Raw genomic sequence first — 17,719 nt, forward strand, 5'->3', positions numbered from 1 at the left:
TCCGCAGGTCAGGGGCGTTGTCGGTGGCCGCGCCTAGACTCGTCGGCAGAGCGGATCAGCAGATCCGCAGGCAGATCGACGGGTGAGACGGGGGAGGGGGCACCGTGACAACGCAGCCGCAGCCGCAGCCACCGGCGCAGCCGCAACTGCCGGCGCAGGCATCCGCGCCGGCTTCCGCGCTGCTGCGCCACGCCGCCGTCTTCCTGCCCGCCGCCGTCCCCCGCCAGGGGCGGGTCGCCTTCTGGGCGCCCGAGGGGGACGCCCTGCCCGAGGGGGGCACGCCGACGCCGCTCACCGTCGTACGCCCGCACGGCGACGGCGTCCGCAGCCGGACCGTGCCCGCCGTGACCTTCTCCGTCGCCGCCGCCCTGCCCCTGCTCGCGCGGGCGCCCCGCAGCCCCGCCGCGCACCCCGCCAGCCGCGCCTGGGGGACCGCCGCCATACAGGCGCTCACCCTGGCCGCCCGCGGCCGGCTGCTCCCCGGGCTCACCCCCGAGGGGGTGGACGCCTGGCGCGCCGGGCCGCTCGACGCCGCCGACATCGACCACCTGCGCGCGGTCGCCGCGGCCCTGCCGCACGAGGGGTACGCGACCCCCCTGCCCGGCCGCCGTCCGCTCCAGCTGCCCGAACCGGAGGTGCTGGTCCGCGCGTTCCTCGACGCCGTCGCCGACAGCCTGCCCCGGACGCCGGCCGCGGCCGTGGCCGCCGGCCGGCCGTTCGCCGCGCGGGAGGCGCAGCGGGTGCCGGGGATACAGGACTGGGCCGCGCAGGTCGCGGCCGGAGCCGACGCCGGGGTCGGCGTCTCGCTGCGGCTCGACCTGTCCTCCTTCCGCCTCTTCGACGAAGCCGAGGGCGAGGACGTCCGGCGCGCCGGGGCCGCCGTCGTCCAGGTGCACAGCCTCGCCGATCCGACCCTGGTCACCGATGCCGGGCAGTTGTGGGCGGGCACCGCGGCCGCCGGGTTCGGCCCCCGCGCCCGGATCGACGCCGTGCTCGCGCTGCGCCGGGCCGCGCGGGTCTGGCCGCCCCTGCTGCGGCTGCTGGACCAGCCCGTTCCCGATTCCCTCGCCCTGTCCGACCCGGAGCTCGAGGACCTGCTGGGGGTGGCCGCGAGCCGGCTGGCGGCCGCCGGGGTCCTGGTCCACTGGCCGCGCGAGCTGGCCCGTACGCTGTCCGCGACCGCCGTCGTACGGTCCACCGCGCCCGGTTCCGCGACCGACGGCACCGCCTTCTTCGACGCCGAACACCTCTTCGCCTTCTCCTGGGAACTGGCGCTGGGCGGCGACCGGCTCACCCCGGGGGAGATGGACGCGCTGGCACAGGCCCACCGGCCCGTCGTACGGCTGCGGGACCAGTGGGTGAGGGTGGACCCGGAGCTGGTGCGCAAGGCGCGCAAGCGGGAACTGGGCGTGCTGGACCCGGTGGACGCGCTGGCCGCCGCGCTGTCGGGGACGGCCGAGGTCGACGGCGAGCCGGTCGAGGCGGTGCCGGTGGGGGCACTGGCCGCCCTGCGGGAGCGGCTGACGGGGGAGCTGGCCCCGCTCCCGCAGCCCGCCGCCCTCAAGGCCACCCTGCGCGACTACCAGGCCCGCGGCCTGGCCTGGCTGGACCTGATGACCTCCCTCGGCCTCGGCGGCTGCCTCGCCGACGACATGGGTCTGGGCAAGACCGTCACCCTGATCGCGCTGCACCTGCACCGGGACCGGCCCGAGCCGACGCTCGTGGTGTGTCCCGCGTCCCTCCTGGGCAACTGGCAGCGGGAGATCGAGAAGTTCGCCCCCGGCACACCCGTGCGCCGCTTCCACGGAGGCGGCCGCAGCACCGAGGACCTGACGTCCTGCGAGGGCGGGTTCGTGCTCACCACGTACGGCACGATGCGCGCCAGCGCCGCCCTGCTGGCGCAGCAGCGCTGGGGCATGGTCGTCGCCGATGAGGCGCAGCACGTCAAGAACCCGCATTCGGCGACCGCGAAGGCGCTGCGCACGGTGCCGGCGCCGGCCCGGGTGGCGCTGACCGGCACCCCCGTCGAGAACAACCTCTCCGAGCTGTGGGCGCTGCTCGACTGGACCACGCCGGGCCTGCTGGGGCCGCTCACCGCCTTCCGGGCCCGCCACGCACGCCCGGTGGAGCACCAGACGGAGGAGGACGGCGGCAACGAGGCGGCGGTCGCCCGGCTGTCCGCGCTCGTACGGCCGTTCCTGCTGCGCCGCAAGAAGTCCGACCCCGGCATCGCGCCCGAGCTGCCGCCGAAGACGGAGACCGACCACCCCGTCTCCCTCACCCGGGAGCAGGCCTCGCTCTACCAGGCCGCCGTGGACGAGGCGATGGCCGTGATCGAGTCGAGCGAGGGCATGGAACGACGCGGCATGATCATGAAGCTGCTGGCCTCCCTCAAACAGATCTGCAACCACCCGGCGCAGTACCTCAAGGAGGAGCAGCCCAGGATCGGGCACCGCTCGGGCAAGCTCGCCCTGCTGGACGAGCTGCTGGACACGATCCTGGCCGAGGGCGGCTCCGTGCTGGTCTTCACCCAGTACGTGACGATGGCCCGCCTGATCGAACGGCACCTGTCGGCCCGGGGAATCTCCCACCAACTGCTGCACGGGGGGACCCCGGTGCCGCGCCGGGAGGAGCTCGTCGACCGTTTCCAGGCGGGCGAGGTCCCCGTCTTCCTGCTGTCCCTGAAGGCCGCGGGCACGGGGCTGAACCTCACCCGGGCCGGCCATGTCATCCACTTCGACCGCTGGTGGAACCCGGCCGTCGAGGAGCAGGCCACCGACCGCGCCTACCGCATCGGCCAGACCCAGCCCGTACAGGTGCACCGGATCATCGCCGAAGGCACCGTAGAGGACCGCATCGCCGAGATGCTGGAGGCGAAGCGGGCGCTGGCCGACGCCGTCCTCGGCTCGGGCGAATCGGCGCTGACCGAGCTGACCGACCGCGAGCTGGCCGACCTCGTCTCCCTGCGGAGGCCCGCATGATCACCGCGCGGGACGACCGCCGCCGCACCTTCGAGACCGTGCCCGCGGGGGCCGAGGCGGTGAGCTGGTGGGGCCGGGCCTGGGTGACGGCGCTGGAAGGGGTCTCCCACGACACGGGCCGCCTGGCCCGCGGCCGTGCGTACGCCGCGGAGGGGCACGTCGACGCGGTGACCGTCACCCCCGGCCGGATCGTGGCGTACGTCCGGGGCAGCCGGCCCCGCCCGTACCGCACCGAGCTGACCCTGCCCGCCTTCGCGGACCCGGAGTGGAACGAGCTCCTGGAGACGGTCGCGGCCGACCCCGCGGCGCTCGCCGCGCTCCTGGAGCGGGAGGTTCCGCAGTCGCTCGCGCAGAGCGTCCTGCCGGGTGCGGGCGAGCTCGTCCCGCACTGCTCCTGCCCGGACTTCGGACGTCCGCCGTGCAAGCACGCGGCGGCCCTCTGCTACCGGGCGGCCCGCCTCCTCGACGAGGACCCCTTCGTCCTGCTGCTCCTGCGCGGCCGGGGGGAGCGGGAGCTCCACGATGAGCTCACCCGCCGCAACGCCGCCCACGCCGCGCGCGAACAGCCCGACACGGCACCGGACTTCCCCGGAGTCCCGGCCCGGGCCGCGCTCGCCCGCACCAGCCTGCCGCTGCTGCCCGCGCCGCTTCCGGCGCCCGCCGCCGCGGGCCTCCCGCCCGCCTACCCGGCCGATCCGGCGGCCCCGGACCCGCTGGCCCTCGACCAGCTCGCCTGCGACGCGGCCGCCCGCGCCCTCGCCCTCCTCACCACCGGCGAGGACCCGATCGCCGGGCTCAGCCTCTGGCACGACGCCGTCCGGCTGGCGTCCGCGCACCCCACGGCCGGGCTCACCGGCTCGGCCCGCGCCCTCTACCGCGACCTGGCCCGCGCCACCGGCCGCACCACCACCGACCTCGCCCGGGCCGCCGCCGCGTGGCGCCAGGGCGGCCGCCCGGCACTGGCCGCGCTCGAAGAGCCCTGGGATCCGCCGGCGGGCCCCTTCGACCGGGCCCGCCCGGTGCTGCTGGCCGCCGCCCAGGGTTCCTTCCGCCCCGACCGCAACCGCCTCACCGGCCGCACCCGCCAGCTCCGCCTCGGCCGTGACGCCCTCTGGTACGCCTACGAGTCCCGCCCGGACGACGAGGACTGGTGGCCCACGGGCCGCCCCTCCACGGACCCGGTCACCGCTCTGCTGGGCTGAGCCCGGCGGCCCAGCGGGTCAAGGTGGTGAAGTCGCGGTCGCGCAGGCCGTGGCGGGGGTGGATGCGCAGGAGGAGGGCCGGGGCCGGGTAGTGGGCGGCGACCCAGGCGCGGTCGCGGGGGTTGATCATGTCGTCGACCCAGGCGAAGGGCCGGCCCGCGGCCCAGTCGAGGAGGTGGCGGGTCTTCCAGGAGAGGCCGTCGGGGTCCTCGACGAAGAGTTCCGGCCATTCGACGACGGACAGGTCCCCGGGCAGTCCGATGTGCGGGGCGATCAGCGTGTTGGCCTGGTGCGTCCAGGCGGTGGCCCAGGCGAGCTCGAAGGGGAGGGCCAGCAGCCGGGCCCCGTGGGACGGGTGGAGGCGGACCCGCGCGCCGCGCCGGGCGCTGCGCGACGCCGGGTCGCGGTAGGAGAGCCAGACGTCCGGCCGCATCCGGTGGCTCCGGTAGCCGCGCAGACCGGCGAGGGGCGAACGGAACGGATTGAGCGGTCCGTCCACGTCGAGGAGGAGCAGCGGGCGATCGGTCATGAAGTAGGCACTACCCAGTACACGATGGAGTGAAATGTCTTTCGGCTCTATAACCCGAATGGGTTTACGGCGTTATCTCCGGTGCGGGTGAAGCGCCCGCTGAATCCTCCGGAAGGCAGGGAAACTGATGCGTCACAGTCGTCGAAATGGCGTCATCGCGGCGGTGGTTGCGGGAGGTGGGCTGGCGGTCGCGGGCGTGAGCGGATTCGCCTACGCCGATGCGGACGCGGGCGGGCGGGCCGAGCGCTCGCCGGGGCTGCTGTCCGGGAATTTGGTGCAACTGCCGGTGCACGTCCCGGTCAACCTCTGCGGGAACACCGTGAGCGTGGTCGGCGTGCTCAACTCGGCCGCCGGGAACCGCTGCACCAATCAGACACCGGGAGGCGGTGGCGGGCACTCCGGGCCGGGGTCCTCGCACACGTCGAAACCGGGAGCCGGAAACGGCGGAGGTGCCGTGGCAGAAGGGCGCGAAAAGGATTCGCCGGGGGTGCTGTCCGGCAACGGCCTGCAGCTTCCCGTAGAGCTTCCGCTGAACCTCAGCGGCAACTCCGTGAGCGTGGTCGGCGTCGGCAACTCCTCGCACGGCAACACCTCCGTCAACGGCGAGGAGCCCACCGGTGGCAAGCCCGCCCAGCCGCCCGTCACCGTACCGCCCGTCGCCGTACCGCCCGTCGCCGTACCGCCCGTCGCCGTACCGCCCGTCGCCGTACCGCCCGTCGCCGAACGGCCGGTCACCCCGCCCGCACCGCCGCGGCACATCGAGGCCCTCGCCCACACCGGAGCCGGCGGCCTCGGATACCTGCTGCCCGGGAGCGGAGCGCTCCTGCTCGGCGGTGTCCTCCTCTACCGCCGCTTCCGACTTAACTAGGCACGGAACGCCATCCGTCGAGGATGGCGTCGATCCGCGTGGCCAGCCGGGCCCGGGCCGCGAACCGGGGGACGCCCGCCATCAGCAGGGCGTCGTACTCGGTGTCGGTGTGCCGCACCGCCGCCCGTACCGCGACCGAGACCGCCAACTCGTCGAGGGCCCGGCCGGCCGCGGTGCGGCCCACCCGGCCGCTGCCGCGCACCGAGGCGTGCGTGGCGATCGCCACCGCCCGGTCGGCCGGACATCCGGGGAACAGCCGCACTATCTCGGCGGCGAAGGCCGCCGTGAACCGGGTGTCCTCGGCCGCGCGGCGCAGCCGGTCGCGCTCCCGGCGGCGCGCCCGTGCCTCGGCGTCCGCGAGGCAGGCGCGCTCCGCGCGGGCCAGAGCGGCATCCTCGACGAGGAGCCCCTGGCGCTCGTACCGGCGGCGCCGCTTGTTGAAGCGGACGACCACGGCGGAGAGCGGACTGGCCTCGCGGGAACGGCGGGTGAGCGCGGCGTCGCCCCGCGGGAGGTAGACGAGGTGCCCGAGATCCGCGCAGTCCAGGCAGCGCGGCACGCCCGCCTCGCGCACGAGGTGCCGGAGCGGGCCCTGCCGGCACTCGGCGCAGTGGATCTGCTTCAGAGACTCGAACACCACCAGGCTCATACAGGGGTGATACCGCCGTAGGAGCCTCATATCACCTGGTGAGGAGAGGCGGTTGATGTTTCATCAACTCTTCCTGGATATCGGAACCCCTTCTACGGTGGGGCCGTGGGCCGGGAGTCGGTCCACGGAGGAGGACACATGGGTGGACGACAGGCGACGACGGCACCGCCGGGCAGGGCACGTGGTGCCGGGGCCCCGTCGGGCCGGAGGATCGTCATCCCGCCCGGCGGCTGCACCGGCTGGCACTTCCACCGGGTCCGGCTGGACGCGGTGGTGCTGGCGGGGACCCTGACCCGGATCCTGCACGACCGCACCGTCGAGGTGCACCGGGCCGGGACCACCTTCGTGGAACCCGCGGGCATCGGGCACATCCACCTGGGCCACAACCTCGGCACCGAGCCGGTCGTGCTCTACGTGACCCCCGCGCTCCCCGAGGGGACCCCCTTCGCGATACCCACCCCGGCCCCGGCCGGAGCCACGCCGGCGGCCTGCCGCTCACACAAGCCGTCGTATCTCTCCGCGGACCCGGTAGAAGCCCCCTGAGGCGGCGTGCAGCGCCTCGACCACGTACCGGGCGCCCGGCTCCCGTATCCCGCGCGGGAACTGCACGTTCCACGAGGGCTCGAAGCCGTCCGACACCACCTGCACCCGCATCCGGCCGCCCTGCTGGACGCACTCCACCACCACGTGGCCGGCCGGCGCCGCGGCCACCGCGGCCATCGAGACCGTCGCCACCGCCGAGGCCGACGCGGCCGGGGTGAACACCGGCAGCGCCGCAGCCGACTTCACGTCCACCGGCGCCGGCACCGAGCCCCGCTGGGCCGCCGTGATCGCCTGCTCGCTCGCATCCACGCAGACCAGCGAACCGTCCGTGGTGACCAGGTACAGCCGCTCGTCCAGGTACTGCATGGACAGCGCCGCCCCGCTGCCCGTGCCCAGCTTCCACAGCCGCTGCCCGTCGGCGTCGAAGCAGTACACCGAGGACGAGAGGTCACCCGCGAAGACGTGCCTTCCGTCCGGCGAGGTCGCGCACGAGTACACCGCCGCGTCGCACCGGTAGGTGGCCTCCACCGCGCCCGTCGCCTTCGACAGCCGCTGCACGGTGTTGCGCCCGGTACCCGCGTACACCGCGTGGTCCTCCTGCCAGCCGAACAGCACCGAGCCGTTGGTCGCGGTGTGCCACAGCTCCCGGCCGCCGTCCGGCGCGTACGCCGTCACCCCCTTGCTGTGCCCGTGGTAGACGGCGTCCGCATCCGCCCGGACCATCCAGGCGTTGGAGCCGGCCGAGCGCCTCGACCACTGGAACTCGTCCTCGTGGTCGATGACCGTCAGCCCGCCGTTGCGGTCGGAGACGTTCAGGACGCCCTCGCGGATGTCGAGCCAGAAGATGTCCACGTCCTCCGCGATGTCGTACGCCCCGAAGGGAACCTTCGACGACAGGTCGTACACCGTGCCGTCGTCGCAGCCCGCGTATATCCAGAACTCGTCCGCCACCAGGCACTTCACCCCGTCCGGCAGCGAATACCGGGCCAGTACCTCACCGCCGTGGCTCAGCGTGTAGACGTCACCGGCCTGGTTGCCGACCCAGCAGCGGTCCTCGTCCACGTGGATGCCGAAAGCGGAGGAGCCGGTGCGGAACCGCCACAGGACCGGGGCCACCGCACGCGCCGTCGACGGAGCCGACGTCACCTGGCGGCGGGTCACCGACCGGGCCGCGCGCTGCCCCCGCACGGCCGGGGCGTACCCCTTGCGGACCTTTTCGCCGATCTTCTTCGCGGCGGCCGCCCGGGCCTTCTCGGCGGTCGGGAACGAGGAGCTCTGCAACTGGCCGTCCGCGCCGATGCGTCCGTACCGCACGGAGACGGCCGAGCCGTCCACGGTCACCTCGTAGAACTTGTGCGCCCCGCCGCCGTCCTGCGACAGCTCCAGATACGTCGTCTCCCGAGCCATGACAAACCCCTCCCCGAAGGCCGGGCCGCCGGCTCCGTTTCCGCCGGTGATCCCTCGTGAAAAACGCTAAGGCCGACCACTGACAATGGGCCGGTGAAGTGGGAAGCGATCACATGGCAGCGGATGGCCGAGCGGCTCGCCGGTCACCTCGACGACCCTGACAACAGGCCTGGGCAGGGCAGTTGGCAGCGGGTGGGCATCGACGGAGCGCCGGCCGCCGGGACCGGCGTGCTGGCGGAGGAGCTCGCGCAAGCGCTGCGCAGGCGCGGACGTGCGGTGATGGTGGTGGCGACCGACGGATTCCTGCGGCCCGCCTCCCTCCGCTTCGAGTACGGCCGGCAGGACGTGGACTCGTACCTCGACGGCTGGTACGACACGGCCGCGCTCTGGCGGGAGGTGTTCGGCCCGACGGATCCCGGCGGGACCGGGCGGGTGCTGCCGGACCTGTGGAACCCGGTGACCGACCGGGCGACGCGCAGCCCGTACGCGGAACTCCCGGCCGGCGGGGTGCTGCTGGTGCACGGCCCGCTGTTGCTGGGGCAGTGGTTCCCCTTCGACCTGAGCGTCCACATCCGGCTGTCGCCGGGGGCGCTGGGCCGGCGGACGGAGGAGTCGGCGCGGTGGACGGTGGCGGCGTTCGCGCGGTACGAGGCGGAGGTGGATCCGGGGGCCGGCGCGGATGTGGTGGTGCGGGCCGATGATTCCAGGCATCCCGCCTGGACGGGGGTTCGGGGGCGGTGACGTGGGCGCGGGGGCGGGTGCGGTGCCCTTTGCGGGGGCGCTGCCCCCGTGCCCCCGCGCCTCCAACGCCGGCGGGGCTGAAGGATCGGGGCTCCGCCCCGGACCCCGCGCCTCAAACGCCGGCGGGGCTGGAATGAGCGGGCGGGGCTGGAATCGGATCGCGGGGTTTGGAACAGGCCCGGCCTGTGGTCAAGGGCGGCCGCCCGGGCGGGTTACCGACAGGGCTGCCGTGCGGCAGCCGGCCCGGGTGGCTTCCGTGGGGTCCGCGCCCTGGAGGCGGGCTGCCAGGAAGCCGCCGGTGAAGGCGTCTCCGGCGCCCGTGGAGTCCACCGCCTCGGCCGGCTCGGCGGCGACCTCGGCGATGATCCGGCCCCGTTCGGCGACCAGCGCACCGGCCGAGCCCAGGGTGACCACCACCAGGGGTATCCGTCTGCTGAGTTCCACCGCCGCCCGGGCCACCCCGGCCGGCTCCGGCAGTCCGGCCAGCAGCCGGGCCTCGTCCTCGTTGGGCAGCAGTACGCACGCTCCGGCCACCGCGTCGAGGAAGCGCTGCGGCCCCAGGGTCTGCAGGAAGCCGGCCGAGGCGGGGTCCACGCTCACCGGCACCCCCCGGGTCCGGGCCGCCCGCAGCGCGACCATGGCCAGCTCCCGGCTGCTGTCGGCGAAGAACAGGTAACCGGACAGGTGGAGGTGGGCGGCCCCGTCCAGCAGCGAGGGAGCCCAGTCGGCGGGGCACAGCCGCAGCGAGGCCCCGCTGTCGGTCAGGAAGGTGCGTTCCGCGTCCTTGCCGACCAGCGCGACGACCGTTCCGGTCGGCTCCTCCGGGTCGATCACCAGCCGCGGCCGCACCCCGGCGTCCACCAGCGCGCGTTCGTGCCACCGCGCCGACTCGCTGCCCACCCGCGCCAGGAGCCGTACCTCCGCGGCCCCCGTACGGGCCGCCCAGCAGGCGGCGTTGGCTCCGGCGCCACCCGGCAGGGTCCGGATGCGGGCGGCGGTGTCCGTGGCCGGAGCGAGTGGCTCCGGATGTATCGCCACCACGTCCGTCACCACGTCCCCGACGACGACCAGCGCTCCCGCCCCGGTCATGCCCGCCCCGGTCATGCCCGCCCCGGTCATGCCCGCCCCGGTCATGCCCGTGCCGCCCAGGCCCCCGCGATCCGGGCTCCGAGCCGCACATTGCCGCGCACCGCCGCCAGGTTGGCCTCCAGTGAGGCGCCGCCGGTGGCCCGTACCAGGAACCCCAGCAGGAACGGGGTCACCGCCTGCCCCGTGATCCCCCGCTCACGGCATTCGGCGAGCGCCTCCGCGAGCACCCGGTCGTGCAGTTCCGGGTCCAGCTGCTCCGCCTCGGCCACCGGATTGGCCACCAGCAGCGCCGACTCCGGTCCGCCCAGCGCGTCCTGAGCGGCCATCACCGCAGCGACCTCCTCGGGCCGGTGCACCGTCCAGTCCACCGGCTCGCCGGAATCGGCCAGGTAGAACCCGGGGAAGCGGTCGGTCCCGTACCCGAGCACCCCGACGCCCAGCGTCTCCAGCCGCTGCAGGGTGCCCGGCACGTCCAGGATCGACTTCACCCCCGCGCACACCACCGTGATCCGCGTCCGCGCCAGCAGCGCGAGGTCCGCCGACTCGTCCTGCGTCTGCGTCCACTCCCGGTGTACGCCGCCCAGCCCGCCCGTGGCGAAGACCCGCAGGCCCGCCCGCGCGGCCAGGAAGGCCGTCGCGGACACCGTCGTCGCCCCGGTCGCCCGCGTCGCCAGCGCGGGGGCCAGGTCCCGGTGACCGAGCTTGCGGACGCCGTCGCCGCCCGCGATCCGCTCCAGCTGCGCCTTGTCCAGGCCCGCGTACGCCACCCCGTCCACGACCGCCACCGTCGCCGGAACCGCGCCTTCCGCACGGACCAGTGCCTCCAGTTCGAGTCCCACCGCCAGGTTGCGGGGGCGGGGCAGGCCGTGCGCGAGGATCGTCGACTCCAGGGCCACCACCGGCTTGCCCCGGGCGAGCGCCTCGCGCACCTCTTCCGACAGGACCGGTCCGCCCGACAAGGGTGCAGTTGCTGTGTGCTGTGACATGTCCCCATCCATGGCACGGGATCAGCGCCCCCAAACGCACTCCCGCCACAGCCGTCCCAACCTGTCCGAGTAGCGTTCCCCCATGGACACGCGCGGGTTCTACGACGAGCTGGCCGACCGCTACGACCTCATCTACGCGGACTGGGACGCCTCCGTCGCCCGGCAGGGCCGGGCCCTCGACGCCCTCCTCACGACCGCACTGGGCACCGGACCGCACACCGTCCTCGACAACGCCTGCGGCATCGGCACCCAGGCACTGGGCCTCGCGGCCCAGGGCCACCGGGTCACCGGGACGGATCTGAGCCCCGCCTCCGTGGCCCGCGCCGCAAGGGAGGCCGCCGGCCGGGGACTCGACCTGCCCGTCGCGGCCGCCGACATGCGGGCCCTGCCCTTCGCGGACGCCTCCTTCGACGCCGTGGTCTGCGCCGACAACGCGCTGCCGCACCTGCTCACCGCTCACGACGTGCACGCCGCGCTGGCCGAAACCCGGCGGGTCCTGCGCCCCGGCGGACTGCTGCTGCTCTCCACCCGCCCGTACGGCGAACTGCTCCTGGCCCGCCCGCAGAGCGAGGCCCCGCGCGTCCGCACCGGCCCCGACGGGCGGACCATCACCTTCCAGCTGTGGCACTGGCACGCCGACGGGGAACGCTACGACCTGGAGCTCTTCCAGCTGCTGCCGACCGGCGACACCTGGACCACACGGACGTCGAGCGCGACGTACTGGGCGCTGCCGCAGGAGCGGACCGCCGGGTTCGCCCGGGAGGCAGGCCTGCGCGAGACGGTCTGGCACGCGCCGGCGGACACCGGGTTCCTCCAGCCGGTCCTCACCGCCCGGCGCCCCGGTCCGACTGGACAGGGTGACTCGTAGGCCGGGCCGTTCCTGGACGCTGTGGTCACCGCGCCGTACGGGCGGGCCGGACTAGGCTGGCGCGCCATGAGCACCAGTGATCACTCCGCCGCCCCCGCCTCCTTCTCCGTGACCGTCGCGGACGTGGAGCTGGAGCCCGAGGACCTCGACCCCGCCCAGATCGTCTCCGGGGAGCCCGTCGTGACGGGCAAGGTGCTCTGGGAGTCGCCGGACGGCAGCCAGGTGCGCGGGATCTGGCAGATCACCCCGGGCGTGGTCACCGACACCGAGGCAAACGAGCTGTTCGTGGTGGTCAGCGGCCGCGCCACCGTGGAGGTCGAGGGCGGCGGGACGCTCGAGGTGGGCCCCGGCTCCGCCTGCGTCCTGCGGGAGGGCGACAAGACCACCTGGACGGTGCACGAGACGCTCCGCAAGGCCTACCACATCAGCTACTGACGCCCTTCAGTCACTGACACCCTTCGCGGCGACGGGATGGCGGCGCGCGGTGAACAGGGCGAGCGCCGCCATCGGCAGCAGCAGCGCGGCGCCGACCGCGTTCAGCCAGCCGTAGCCCGCCTGGGACATGACCAGGCCGGCGGCCGCGCCGCCCACCCCCGCGGCCGCGTTCATCGTGAGGTCGCTCAGGCCCTGTACGGCGGCCCGCGCGGGCTGCGGGACCGAGTCGGTCAGCAGCGCCGAACCGGACACCATCCCGGCGGACCAGCCGAGCCCGAGCAGGAACAGCCCGAGCGCGCTCCGGCCGTGGCCGGCCCCGGCCGTCCCGGCGAGCAGCGCGGCGACCGACAGCAGCCCGGCGGCCAGGCCGATCACGGACAGCCGTCCGAGCCGGTCCGCGAGCCACCCCATCAGCGGGGAGAAGGCGAACATGCCCGCGATGTGGATGCTGATGACCAGCCCGATGAGCTCCAGTCCGGCGCCGTGGTGGCCCAGGTCCATCGGGGTCATCACCATGATCGAGACCATGACGGTGTGCGACACGGCGACGGTGACGAGTGCGAGCCGGGCCCGCGGAGAGGCCTTGACGGCGGCGAATCCGGCGCGCAGCGAGCGGCCCTCGCGGGTCTGCTCCGCCGGTGCGGCGAGCGCCCGGGCCGTCAGCAGCGGGTCGGGGCGCAGGAGTACGCCGATCAGCGTGCCGGTGAGCAGGAAGACGACGGCGGCCCATACGAAGGGGCCCGCCGTCTCGGGTATCGCGGTCCCGGCGAAGCTGCGGCTGGCCGGCGCGGACAGGTTGGGTCCGAGGACCGCGCCGAGGGTGGAGGCCCACACGACGACGGAGATCGCCCGGGCCCGGCGGTCCGGGGCGGCGAGGTCCGCGGCGGCGAACCGGGCCTGCAGGTTGGCGGAGGAGGCGGCGCCGAAGGCGGCCATGCCGAGCAGCAGCAGCGGGAAGTTCCGGATCGTCGCGGCGAGGACGACGAGTCCCGCTCCGACGGCGCCGATCGCGTAGGCGAGGACCAGGCCGGGGCGTCGGCCGCGCGCGGTCATCAGGGCGGCGAGCGGCAGCGAGACCAGGGCGGTGCCGATCACCGCGGCGGTGGAGGCGAGGCCGGACAGGGCCTCGGTGCCGCTGATCTCGGTGGCGAGCACGGGGGCCAGGGCGATGCTGATGGGCACGCCGAGGCCGCCGAGGATCTGGCCGGCGATGAGGACCCAGGAGGTGCGCCGCTGCAGTCGGGCCACGTCCGGCAGGCCGAGCGGCGGAGCGGGCCGGTCCGTGCCGGGGGAGGCCGTCATGCCGCGCCCCGCTTCCGCGGGTGCGCGACGCGGGGCCCGGAGGGCGCGGTGAAGCCGGGTGCGGCGGCAGCAGTAGTCACCGCCGCAGTGTGCCACCCCTTACCGCCCGGCGGAACCGTCCCCGCGTACCGGCCGGGGCGCGGGGACGGGCCCCGCTCAGAACAGCGGCTGCGGGAGCACGCCCTCCAGCGCGAGCAGCTGCCGCTTGGTCTCCACCCCGCCGCCGAACCCCCCGATGCCCCCGTCGTTCTCCACGACCCGGTGGCAGGCCACCACCAGCGGCAGCGGATTCGAGCCCATGGCGTTGCCCACGGCCTGGGCGGCGCCGGGCTGTCCGGCGCGGGCGGCCAGTTCCCCGTAGCCCACGACCGATCCGTACGGCACGGAACGGTCCAGCTCCTGGAGCACCTGCCGGTTGAAACCGGAGCTGAGGCGCCAGTCCAGCGGCAGCTCGAAGCGCCGCAGCGTGCCGGCGAAGTACGCCTCGAGCTGGCGTATGGGCTCGGCCAGCAGTACCTCCTCGCCCGGCGCCGGCCGCCGGGCGTCGGCGCCCAGCCGGGAGACGAGCGGGCCGATCATCTTCTCGACCCGGTCCGGGGTGGCATGGAACTCGACCCGGACCAGTCCCTCCGGGGTCGCGGCCAGGAGCAGGGGACCGATGTCGCTGGCGACGACGGTCCATTCGAGGTGCGGCCCGCGGGGCCGCTCGGTGGTGTCCACGCGTCCACCGTACGGCTCCCCTCCGACAACGCCGGCCGCTTCGGCCACACCGCCCGCATCACCCGCGCCGGCCACGGCCCTGCGGGGCTCAGAACCCGCCGACCACCTCCTGCACCACGTCCGGGGCGTTGGTGATGATCCCGTCCACACCCATGTCCTGGACCTTCCGGGCGGTCGCCTCGTCGTCCACGATCCAGGTGTCCACCTCCATGGCCTTGCCGTGGGCCCCGAGCAGGCCGTGCACCGCCGCGACCCAGTCGGCCGAGATCGTCGTGTGCCACGGGTTGATCCGGTCGGTGAACTCCGCGTACAGCGGCAGGTCCGCCACGGTGGGGGTGCCCAGGAAGGCCGTCAGCAGGTCCGGGCGCAGGCGGTGCACGATGCGCACGCTGTCGGCGCTGAAGCTCTGCACCACCAGGCGCTGCGTCACGTGCCGCTCGTCGAGCCAGCCGGCCTCCTCCAGCACCTTCAGGGTCTGCTCCTCGATCCCCGGGTAGAGCTCCGGCTTCTTGATCTCCAGCAGCAGCTTCTGCTGGTTGCGCTGCACCCGGTTGAGGTACTGCCGCAAGGTCGGCACCCGGGCGCCCGCGTACTCCTCGCCGAACCAGCCGCCCGCGTCCAGCCGGGCGATCTCGGCCGCCGTGAAGTCCTTGACCTTCCAGGGGGAGCGGCCCGGGAACACCTGCTCGACGTTCGTGGTCCGGGTCAGGGTGTCGTCGTGGATCACCACCAGCTCGCCGTCCCTGGTGCGCTGCACGTCGTTCTCGACCCAGTCGAAGCCCAGCCGCATCGCCAGGTCGATCGCGGCCAGGGTGTTCTCAGGGGCGTACGCCGAAGCCCCCCGGTGGGCGTACACGACAGGCTGCCCCAGCACTGCCCGGCCGGTGGCGGATCCGGGGCCGGTGGCGGCGTACGAGGCCGTCCCGCCCAGCAACGTGAGGGTGAAGCCCAGGAACGCGGCGGCGGCCGCGGCGGCGGGTCGGACTCGGACGTACATGTGCGTTCTCCTCGGGTCGTGAGCCCTGTTCCTGCGTCAGACGGGTGCGGAGCGGCAGACGTTGTGGCGATGCACTTCACGGCGATCATGGGGTTGAAGATCACCGAGCCGCCACCGAACTACGACAAACGGACCAGAACGAATGACGGGCCCCCGGGCGTCCGGATCCGCCGGAGCACGCCGCGGACCGGCGCGGATGCGTGAGTGTCAGTGGGGGGTCGTACGGTTGAGTCATGCGGCCCGTATCGAAGATCGAACGCACGGTGGCGCCTTTCGAGGTCGTCAGCCCCTACCAGCCCAGCGGCGACCAGCCGGCGGCCATCGCCGACCTGGAGAAGCGCATCCGTGCAGGTGAGAAGGATGTCGTCCTGCTGGGTGCGACCGGCACCGGCAAGTCGGCGACCACCGCCTGGATGATCGAGAAGCTTCAGCGCCCCACCCTGGTCATGGCGCCGAACAAGACGCTCGCCGCCCAGCTGGCGAACGAGTTCCGCGAGCTCCTGCCGAACAACGCCGTCGAGTACTTCGTCTCGTACTACGACTACTACCAGCCCGAGGCGTACGTACCGCAGTCGGACACGTACATCGAGAAGGACTCCTCGATCAACGAGGAGGTGGAGCGGCTGCGCCACTCCGCCACCAACTCGCTGCTGACCCGGCGCGACGTGATCGTCGTCGCCTCCGTGTCCTGCATCTACGGCCTCGGCACCCCGCAGGAGTACGTCGACCGGATGGTCTCCCTCAAGGTCGGCGAGGAGACCGACCGGGACCAGCTGCTGCGCCGCTTCGTCGACATCCAGTACACGCGCAACGACGTGGCCTTCACCCGCGGCACCTTCCGGGTGCGCGGCGACACCATCGAGATCTTCCCGGTCTACGAGGAACTGGCCGTCCGCATCGAGATGTTCGGCGACGAGATCGAGGCCCTCTCCACCCTCCACCCGCTGACCGGCGAGGTCATCAGCGAGGACCGCGAGCTGTACGTCTTCCCCGCCAGCCACTACGTCGCCGGCCCCGAGCGCATGGAGAAGGCGATCACCGGCATCGAGGCCGAGCTCGCCGAGCGCCTCGCCGAGCTGGAGAAGCAGGGCAAGATGCTGGAGGCGCAGCGGCTGCGCATGCGCACCACGTACGACCTGGAGATGATGCGGCAGATCGGGTCCTGCTCCGGCATCGAGAACTACTCGCTGCACATGGACGACCGCGAGCGCGGCTCCGCCCCGAACACCCTCATCGACTACTTCCCGGAGGACTTCCTCCTGGTCATCGACGAGTCGCACGTGACCGTGCCGCAGATCGGCGCCATGTACGAGGGCGACGCCTCCCGCAAGCGGACCCTGGTCGACCACGGCTTCCGGCTGCCGTCCGCCCTCGACAACCGGCCGCTGAAGTGGGAGGAGTTCCAGAAGCGCATCGGCCAGACCGTCTACCTGTCGGCGACCCCCGGAAAGTACGAGCTCTCGCGCGGCGACGGCTTCGTCGAGCAGATCATCCGCCCCACCGGCCTCATCGACCCCGAGGTCGTGGTCAAGCCCACCGAGGGGCAGATCGACGACCTGGTCCACGAGATCCGGCAGCGGGTGGAGAAGGACGAGCGGATCCTGGTCACCACCCTCACCAAGAAGATGGCCGAGGACCTCACGGACTACTTCCTGGAGCTCGGCATCCAGGTCCGCTACCTGCACAGCGACGTGGACACCCTGCGCCGCATCGAGCTGCTGCGCGAGCTGCGGGCCGGCGAGTACGACGTCCTGGTCGGCATCAACCTGCTGCGCGAGGGCCTCGACCTGCCCGAGGTGTCCCTGGTGGCGATCCTCGACGCCGACAAGGAGGGCTTCCTGCGTTCCGGGACCTCCCTGATCCAGACCATCGGACGCGCGGCGCGCAACGTATCGGGCCAGGTCCACATGTACGCGGACAAGATGACCCCGGCGATGGAGAAGGCCATCGACGAGACCAACCGGCGCCGGGAGAAGCAGATCGCCTACAACACGGCGAACGGCATCGACCCGCAGCCGCTGCGCAAGAAGATCAACGACATCGTCGCCACGATCGCCCGCGAGGAACTCGACACCGAAGAGCTCCTCGGCACCGGATACCGGCAGGCGAAGGACGGCAAGGGAGCCAAGGCTCCGGTGCCGGCGCTCGGCGGCCGGGCCGCCCAGAAGGCGGGCGGCAAGGGCGCGAAGGGGGCCAAGGCCGCCAAGGGCGCCGAGGTGCTCACCGACCGGCCCGCCGAGGAGCTGGCCGCGCTCATCGAGCAGATGACCGAGCGCATGCGCGGGGCGGCCGCGGAGCTGCAGTTCGAGGTCGCGGCCCGCATCCGGGACGAGGTGGGCGAGCTGAAGAAGGAGTTGCGGCAGATGAAGGAAGCGGGCCTCGCCTGACCCGGACGGGGTCAG

Annotated in this window: 16 protein-coding genes; 8 read left to right on the forward strand and 8 right to left on the reverse strand. The window is 73.7% G+C overall.

Annotated features, from left to right (window positions below):
* The first annotated feature begins 146 nt into the window (after positions 1-146).
* Together RIU97_RS30030 and RIU97_RS30035 are read left to right on the forward strand one after the other, a co-directional pair.
* Positions 147-2,981 (forward strand): DEAD/DEAH box helicase, encoded by a 2,835-nt coding sequence (locus tag RIU97_RS30030; protein ID WP_404962994.1) that lies wholly within the window; start codon positions 147-149, stop codon positions 2,979-2,981.
* Positions 2,978-4,183: an SWIM zinc finger family protein gene (locus tag RIU97_RS30035; protein ID WP_404960729.1), complete on the forward strand. Its 1,206-nt coding sequence runs from the start codon at positions 2,978-2,980 to the stop codon at positions 4,181-4,183. The genes RIU97_RS30030 and RIU97_RS30035 overlap by 4 nt, the downstream gene beginning before the upstream one ends.
* Here the strand turns inward: RIU97_RS30035 and RIU97_RS30040 are convergent.
* Positions 4,164-4,712 (reverse strand): hypothetical protein, encoded by a 549-nt coding sequence (locus RIU97_RS30040; RefSeq protein WP_404960730.1) that lies wholly within the window; start codon positions 4,710-4,712, stop codon positions 4,164-4,166. The genes RIU97_RS30035 and RIU97_RS30040 overlap by 20 nt on opposite strands.
* Before the next feature lie 196 nt (positions 4,713-4,908).
* On the opposite strand from RIU97_RS30040, the gene RIU97_RS30045 reads away from it, so the two are divergent.
* A complete protein-coding gene (locus RIU97_RS30045; RefSeq protein ID WP_404960731.1) occupies positions 4,909-5,580 on the forward strand; it encodes a chaplin in 672 nt (223 codons plus the stop codon).
* On the opposite strand, the gene RIU97_RS30050 is transcribed toward RIU97_RS30045, so the two are convergent.
* The gene (locus tag RIU97_RS30050; protein ID WP_404960732.1) at positions 5,573-6,259 is read right to left on the reverse strand and encodes a DUF2293 domain-containing protein; all 687 of its coding nucleotides are present in this window, start codon (positions 6,257-6,259) and stop codon (positions 5,573-5,575) included. The genes RIU97_RS30045 and RIU97_RS30050 overlap by 8 nt on opposite strands.
* Before the next feature lie 108 nt (positions 6,260-6,367).
* Here RIU97_RS30050 and RIU97_RS30055 point away from each other — a divergent pair, with 108 nt between their 5' ends.
* On the forward strand, positions 6,368-6,772 hold the full coding sequence (locus RIU97_RS30055; RefSeq protein ID WP_404960733.1) for a cupin domain-containing protein: 405 nt from the start codon (positions 6,368-6,370) through the stop codon (positions 6,770-6,772).
* On the opposite strand, the gene RIU97_RS30060 is transcribed toward RIU97_RS30055, so the two are convergent.
* Entirely contained in the window at positions 6,725-8,179 is a 1,455-nt protein-coding gene (locus tag RIU97_RS30060; RefSeq protein WP_404960734.1) for a WGR domain-containing protein, read from the reverse strand. The two genes, RIU97_RS30055 and RIU97_RS30060, sit on opposite strands and share 48 nt — an antisense overlap.
* Positions 8,180-8,272: 93 nt before the next feature.
* Between RIU97_RS30060 and RIU97_RS30065 the strand changes: the two genes are divergently transcribed.
* A complete protein-coding gene (locus RIU97_RS30065) occupies positions 8,273-8,920 on the forward strand; it encodes a uridine kinase (protein WP_404960735.1) in 648 nt (215 codons plus the stop codon).
* Positions 8,921-9,109: 189 nt separating this feature from the next.
* Here RIU97_RS30065 and RIU97_RS30070 read toward each other — a convergent pair whose 3' ends face one another.
* Together RIU97_RS30070 and RIU97_RS30075 are read right to left on the reverse strand one after the other, a co-directional pair.
* Entirely contained in the window at positions 9,110-10,054 is a 945-nt protein-coding gene (locus tag RIU97_RS30070) for a carbohydrate kinase family protein (RefSeq protein WP_404960736.1), read from the reverse strand.
* A complete protein-coding gene (locus RIU97_RS30075) occupies positions 10,051-10,995 on the reverse strand; it encodes a pseudouridine-5'-phosphate glycosidase (protein WP_404960737.1) in 945 nt (314 codons plus the stop codon). The genes RIU97_RS30070 and RIU97_RS30075 overlap by 4 nt, the downstream gene beginning before the upstream one ends.
* An 82-nt stretch (positions 10,996-11,077) precedes the next feature.
* Here RIU97_RS30075 and RIU97_RS30080 point away from each other — a divergent pair, with 82 nt between their 5' ends.
* Complete coding sequence (locus RIU97_RS30080) at positions 11,078-11,863, forward strand: class I SAM-dependent methyltransferase (protein WP_404960738.1); 786 nt, start codon at positions 11,078-11,080, stop codon at positions 11,861-11,863.
* Positions 11,864-11,929: 66 nt separating this feature from the next.
* Positions 11,930-12,298: a cupin domain-containing protein gene (locus tag RIU97_RS30085; protein WP_404960739.1), complete on the forward strand. Its 369-nt coding sequence runs from the start codon at positions 11,930-11,932 to the stop codon at positions 12,296-12,298.
* Positions 12,299-12,304: 6 nt separating this feature from the next.
* On the opposite strand, the gene RIU97_RS30090 is transcribed toward RIU97_RS30085, so the two are convergent.
* The 3 genes from RIU97_RS30090 to RIU97_RS30100 all read right to left on the reverse strand — a co-directional run bounded on the left by RIU97_RS30090 (position 12,305) and on the right by RIU97_RS30100 (position 15,317).
* Positions 12,305-13,600, reverse strand: coding sequence for an MFS transporter (locus RIU97_RS30090; RefSeq protein ID WP_404960740.1), 1,296 nt, complete (start codon positions 13,598-13,600; stop codon positions 12,305-12,307).
* Between the two features lie 156 nt (positions 13,601-13,756).
* Complete coding sequence (locus tag RIU97_RS30095) at positions 13,757-14,320, reverse strand: methylated-DNA--[protein]-cysteine S-methyltransferase (protein ID WP_404960741.1); 564 nt, start codon at positions 14,318-14,320, stop codon at positions 13,757-13,759.
* 88 nt (positions 14,321-14,408) lie between these two features.
* Positions 14,409-15,317 (reverse strand): glycerophosphodiester phosphodiesterase, encoded by a 909-nt coding sequence (locus RIU97_RS30100; protein WP_404960742.1) that lies wholly within the window; start codon positions 15,315-15,317, stop codon positions 14,409-14,411.
* Positions 15,318-15,550: 233 nt separating this feature from the next.
* Here RIU97_RS30100 and uvrB point away from each other — a divergent pair, with 233 nt between their 5' ends.
* Positions 15,551-17,704, forward strand: coding sequence for an excinuclease ABC subunit UvrB (gene uvrB, locus RIU97_RS30105; RefSeq protein ID WP_404960743.1), 2,154 nt, complete (start codon positions 15,551-15,553; stop codon positions 17,702-17,704).
* Positions 17,705-17,719: the final 15 nt, after the last annotated feature.

Source organism: Streptomyces sp. 147326, from assembly GCF_045000215.1.
In the GTDB taxonomy this organism is placed as follows: domain Bacteria; phylum Actinomycetota; class Actinomycetes; order Streptomycetales; family Streptomycetaceae; genus Streptomyces.

What these genes read in the sequence shown, in the direction of transcription:
- RIU97_RS30035 (WP_404960729.1), top strand. Translation starts at nt 2,978, where the DNA reads ATGATCACCGCGCGGGACGACCGCCGCCGCACCTTCGAGACCGTGCCC.
- RIU97_RS30040 (WP_404960730.1), bottom strand. Translation starts at nt 4,712, where the DNA reads ATGACCGATCGCCCGCTGCTCCTCCTCGACGTGGACGGACCGCTCAAT.
- RIU97_RS30050 (WP_404960732.1), bottom strand. Translation starts at nt 6,259, where the DNA reads ATGAGGCTCCTACGGCGGTATCACCCCTGTATGAGCCTGGTGGTGTTC.
- RIU97_RS30055 (WP_404960733.1), top strand. Translation starts at nt 6,368, where the DNA reads ATGGGTGGACGACAGGCGACGACGGCACCGCCGGGCAGGGCACGTGGT.
- RIU97_RS30060 (WP_404960734.1), bottom strand. Translation starts at nt 8,179, where the DNA reads ATGGCTCGGGAGACGACGTATCTGGAGCTGTCGCAGGACGGCGGCGGG.
- RIU97_RS30070 (WP_404960736.1), bottom strand. Translation starts at nt 10,054, where the DNA reads ATGACCGGGGCGGGCATGACCGGGGCGGGCATGACCGGGGCGGGCATG.
- RIU97_RS30075 (WP_404960737.1), bottom strand. Translation starts at nt 10,995, where the DNA reads ATGTCACAGCACACAGCAACTGCACCCTTGTCGGGCGGACCGGTCCTG.
- RIU97_RS30080 (WP_404960738.1), top strand. Translation starts at nt 11,078, where the DNA reads ATGGACACGCGCGGGTTCTACGACGAGCTGGCCGACCGCTACGACCTC.
- RIU97_RS30085 (WP_404960739.1), top strand. Translation starts at nt 11,930, where the DNA reads ATGAGCACCAGTGATCACTCCGCCGCCCCCGCCTCCTTCTCCGTGACC.
- RIU97_RS30090 (WP_404960740.1), bottom strand. Translation starts at nt 13,600, where the DNA reads ATGACGGCCTCCCCCGGCACGGACCGGCCCGCTCCGCCGCTCGGCCTG.
- RIU97_RS30100 (WP_404960742.1), bottom strand. Translation starts at nt 15,317, where the DNA reads ATGTACGTCCGAGTCCGACCCGCCGCCGCGGCCGCCGCCGCGTTCCTG.
- uvrB (WP_404960743.1), top strand. Translation starts at nt 15,551, where the DNA reads ATGCGGCCCGTATCGAAGATCGAACGCACGGTGGCGCCTTTCGAGGTC.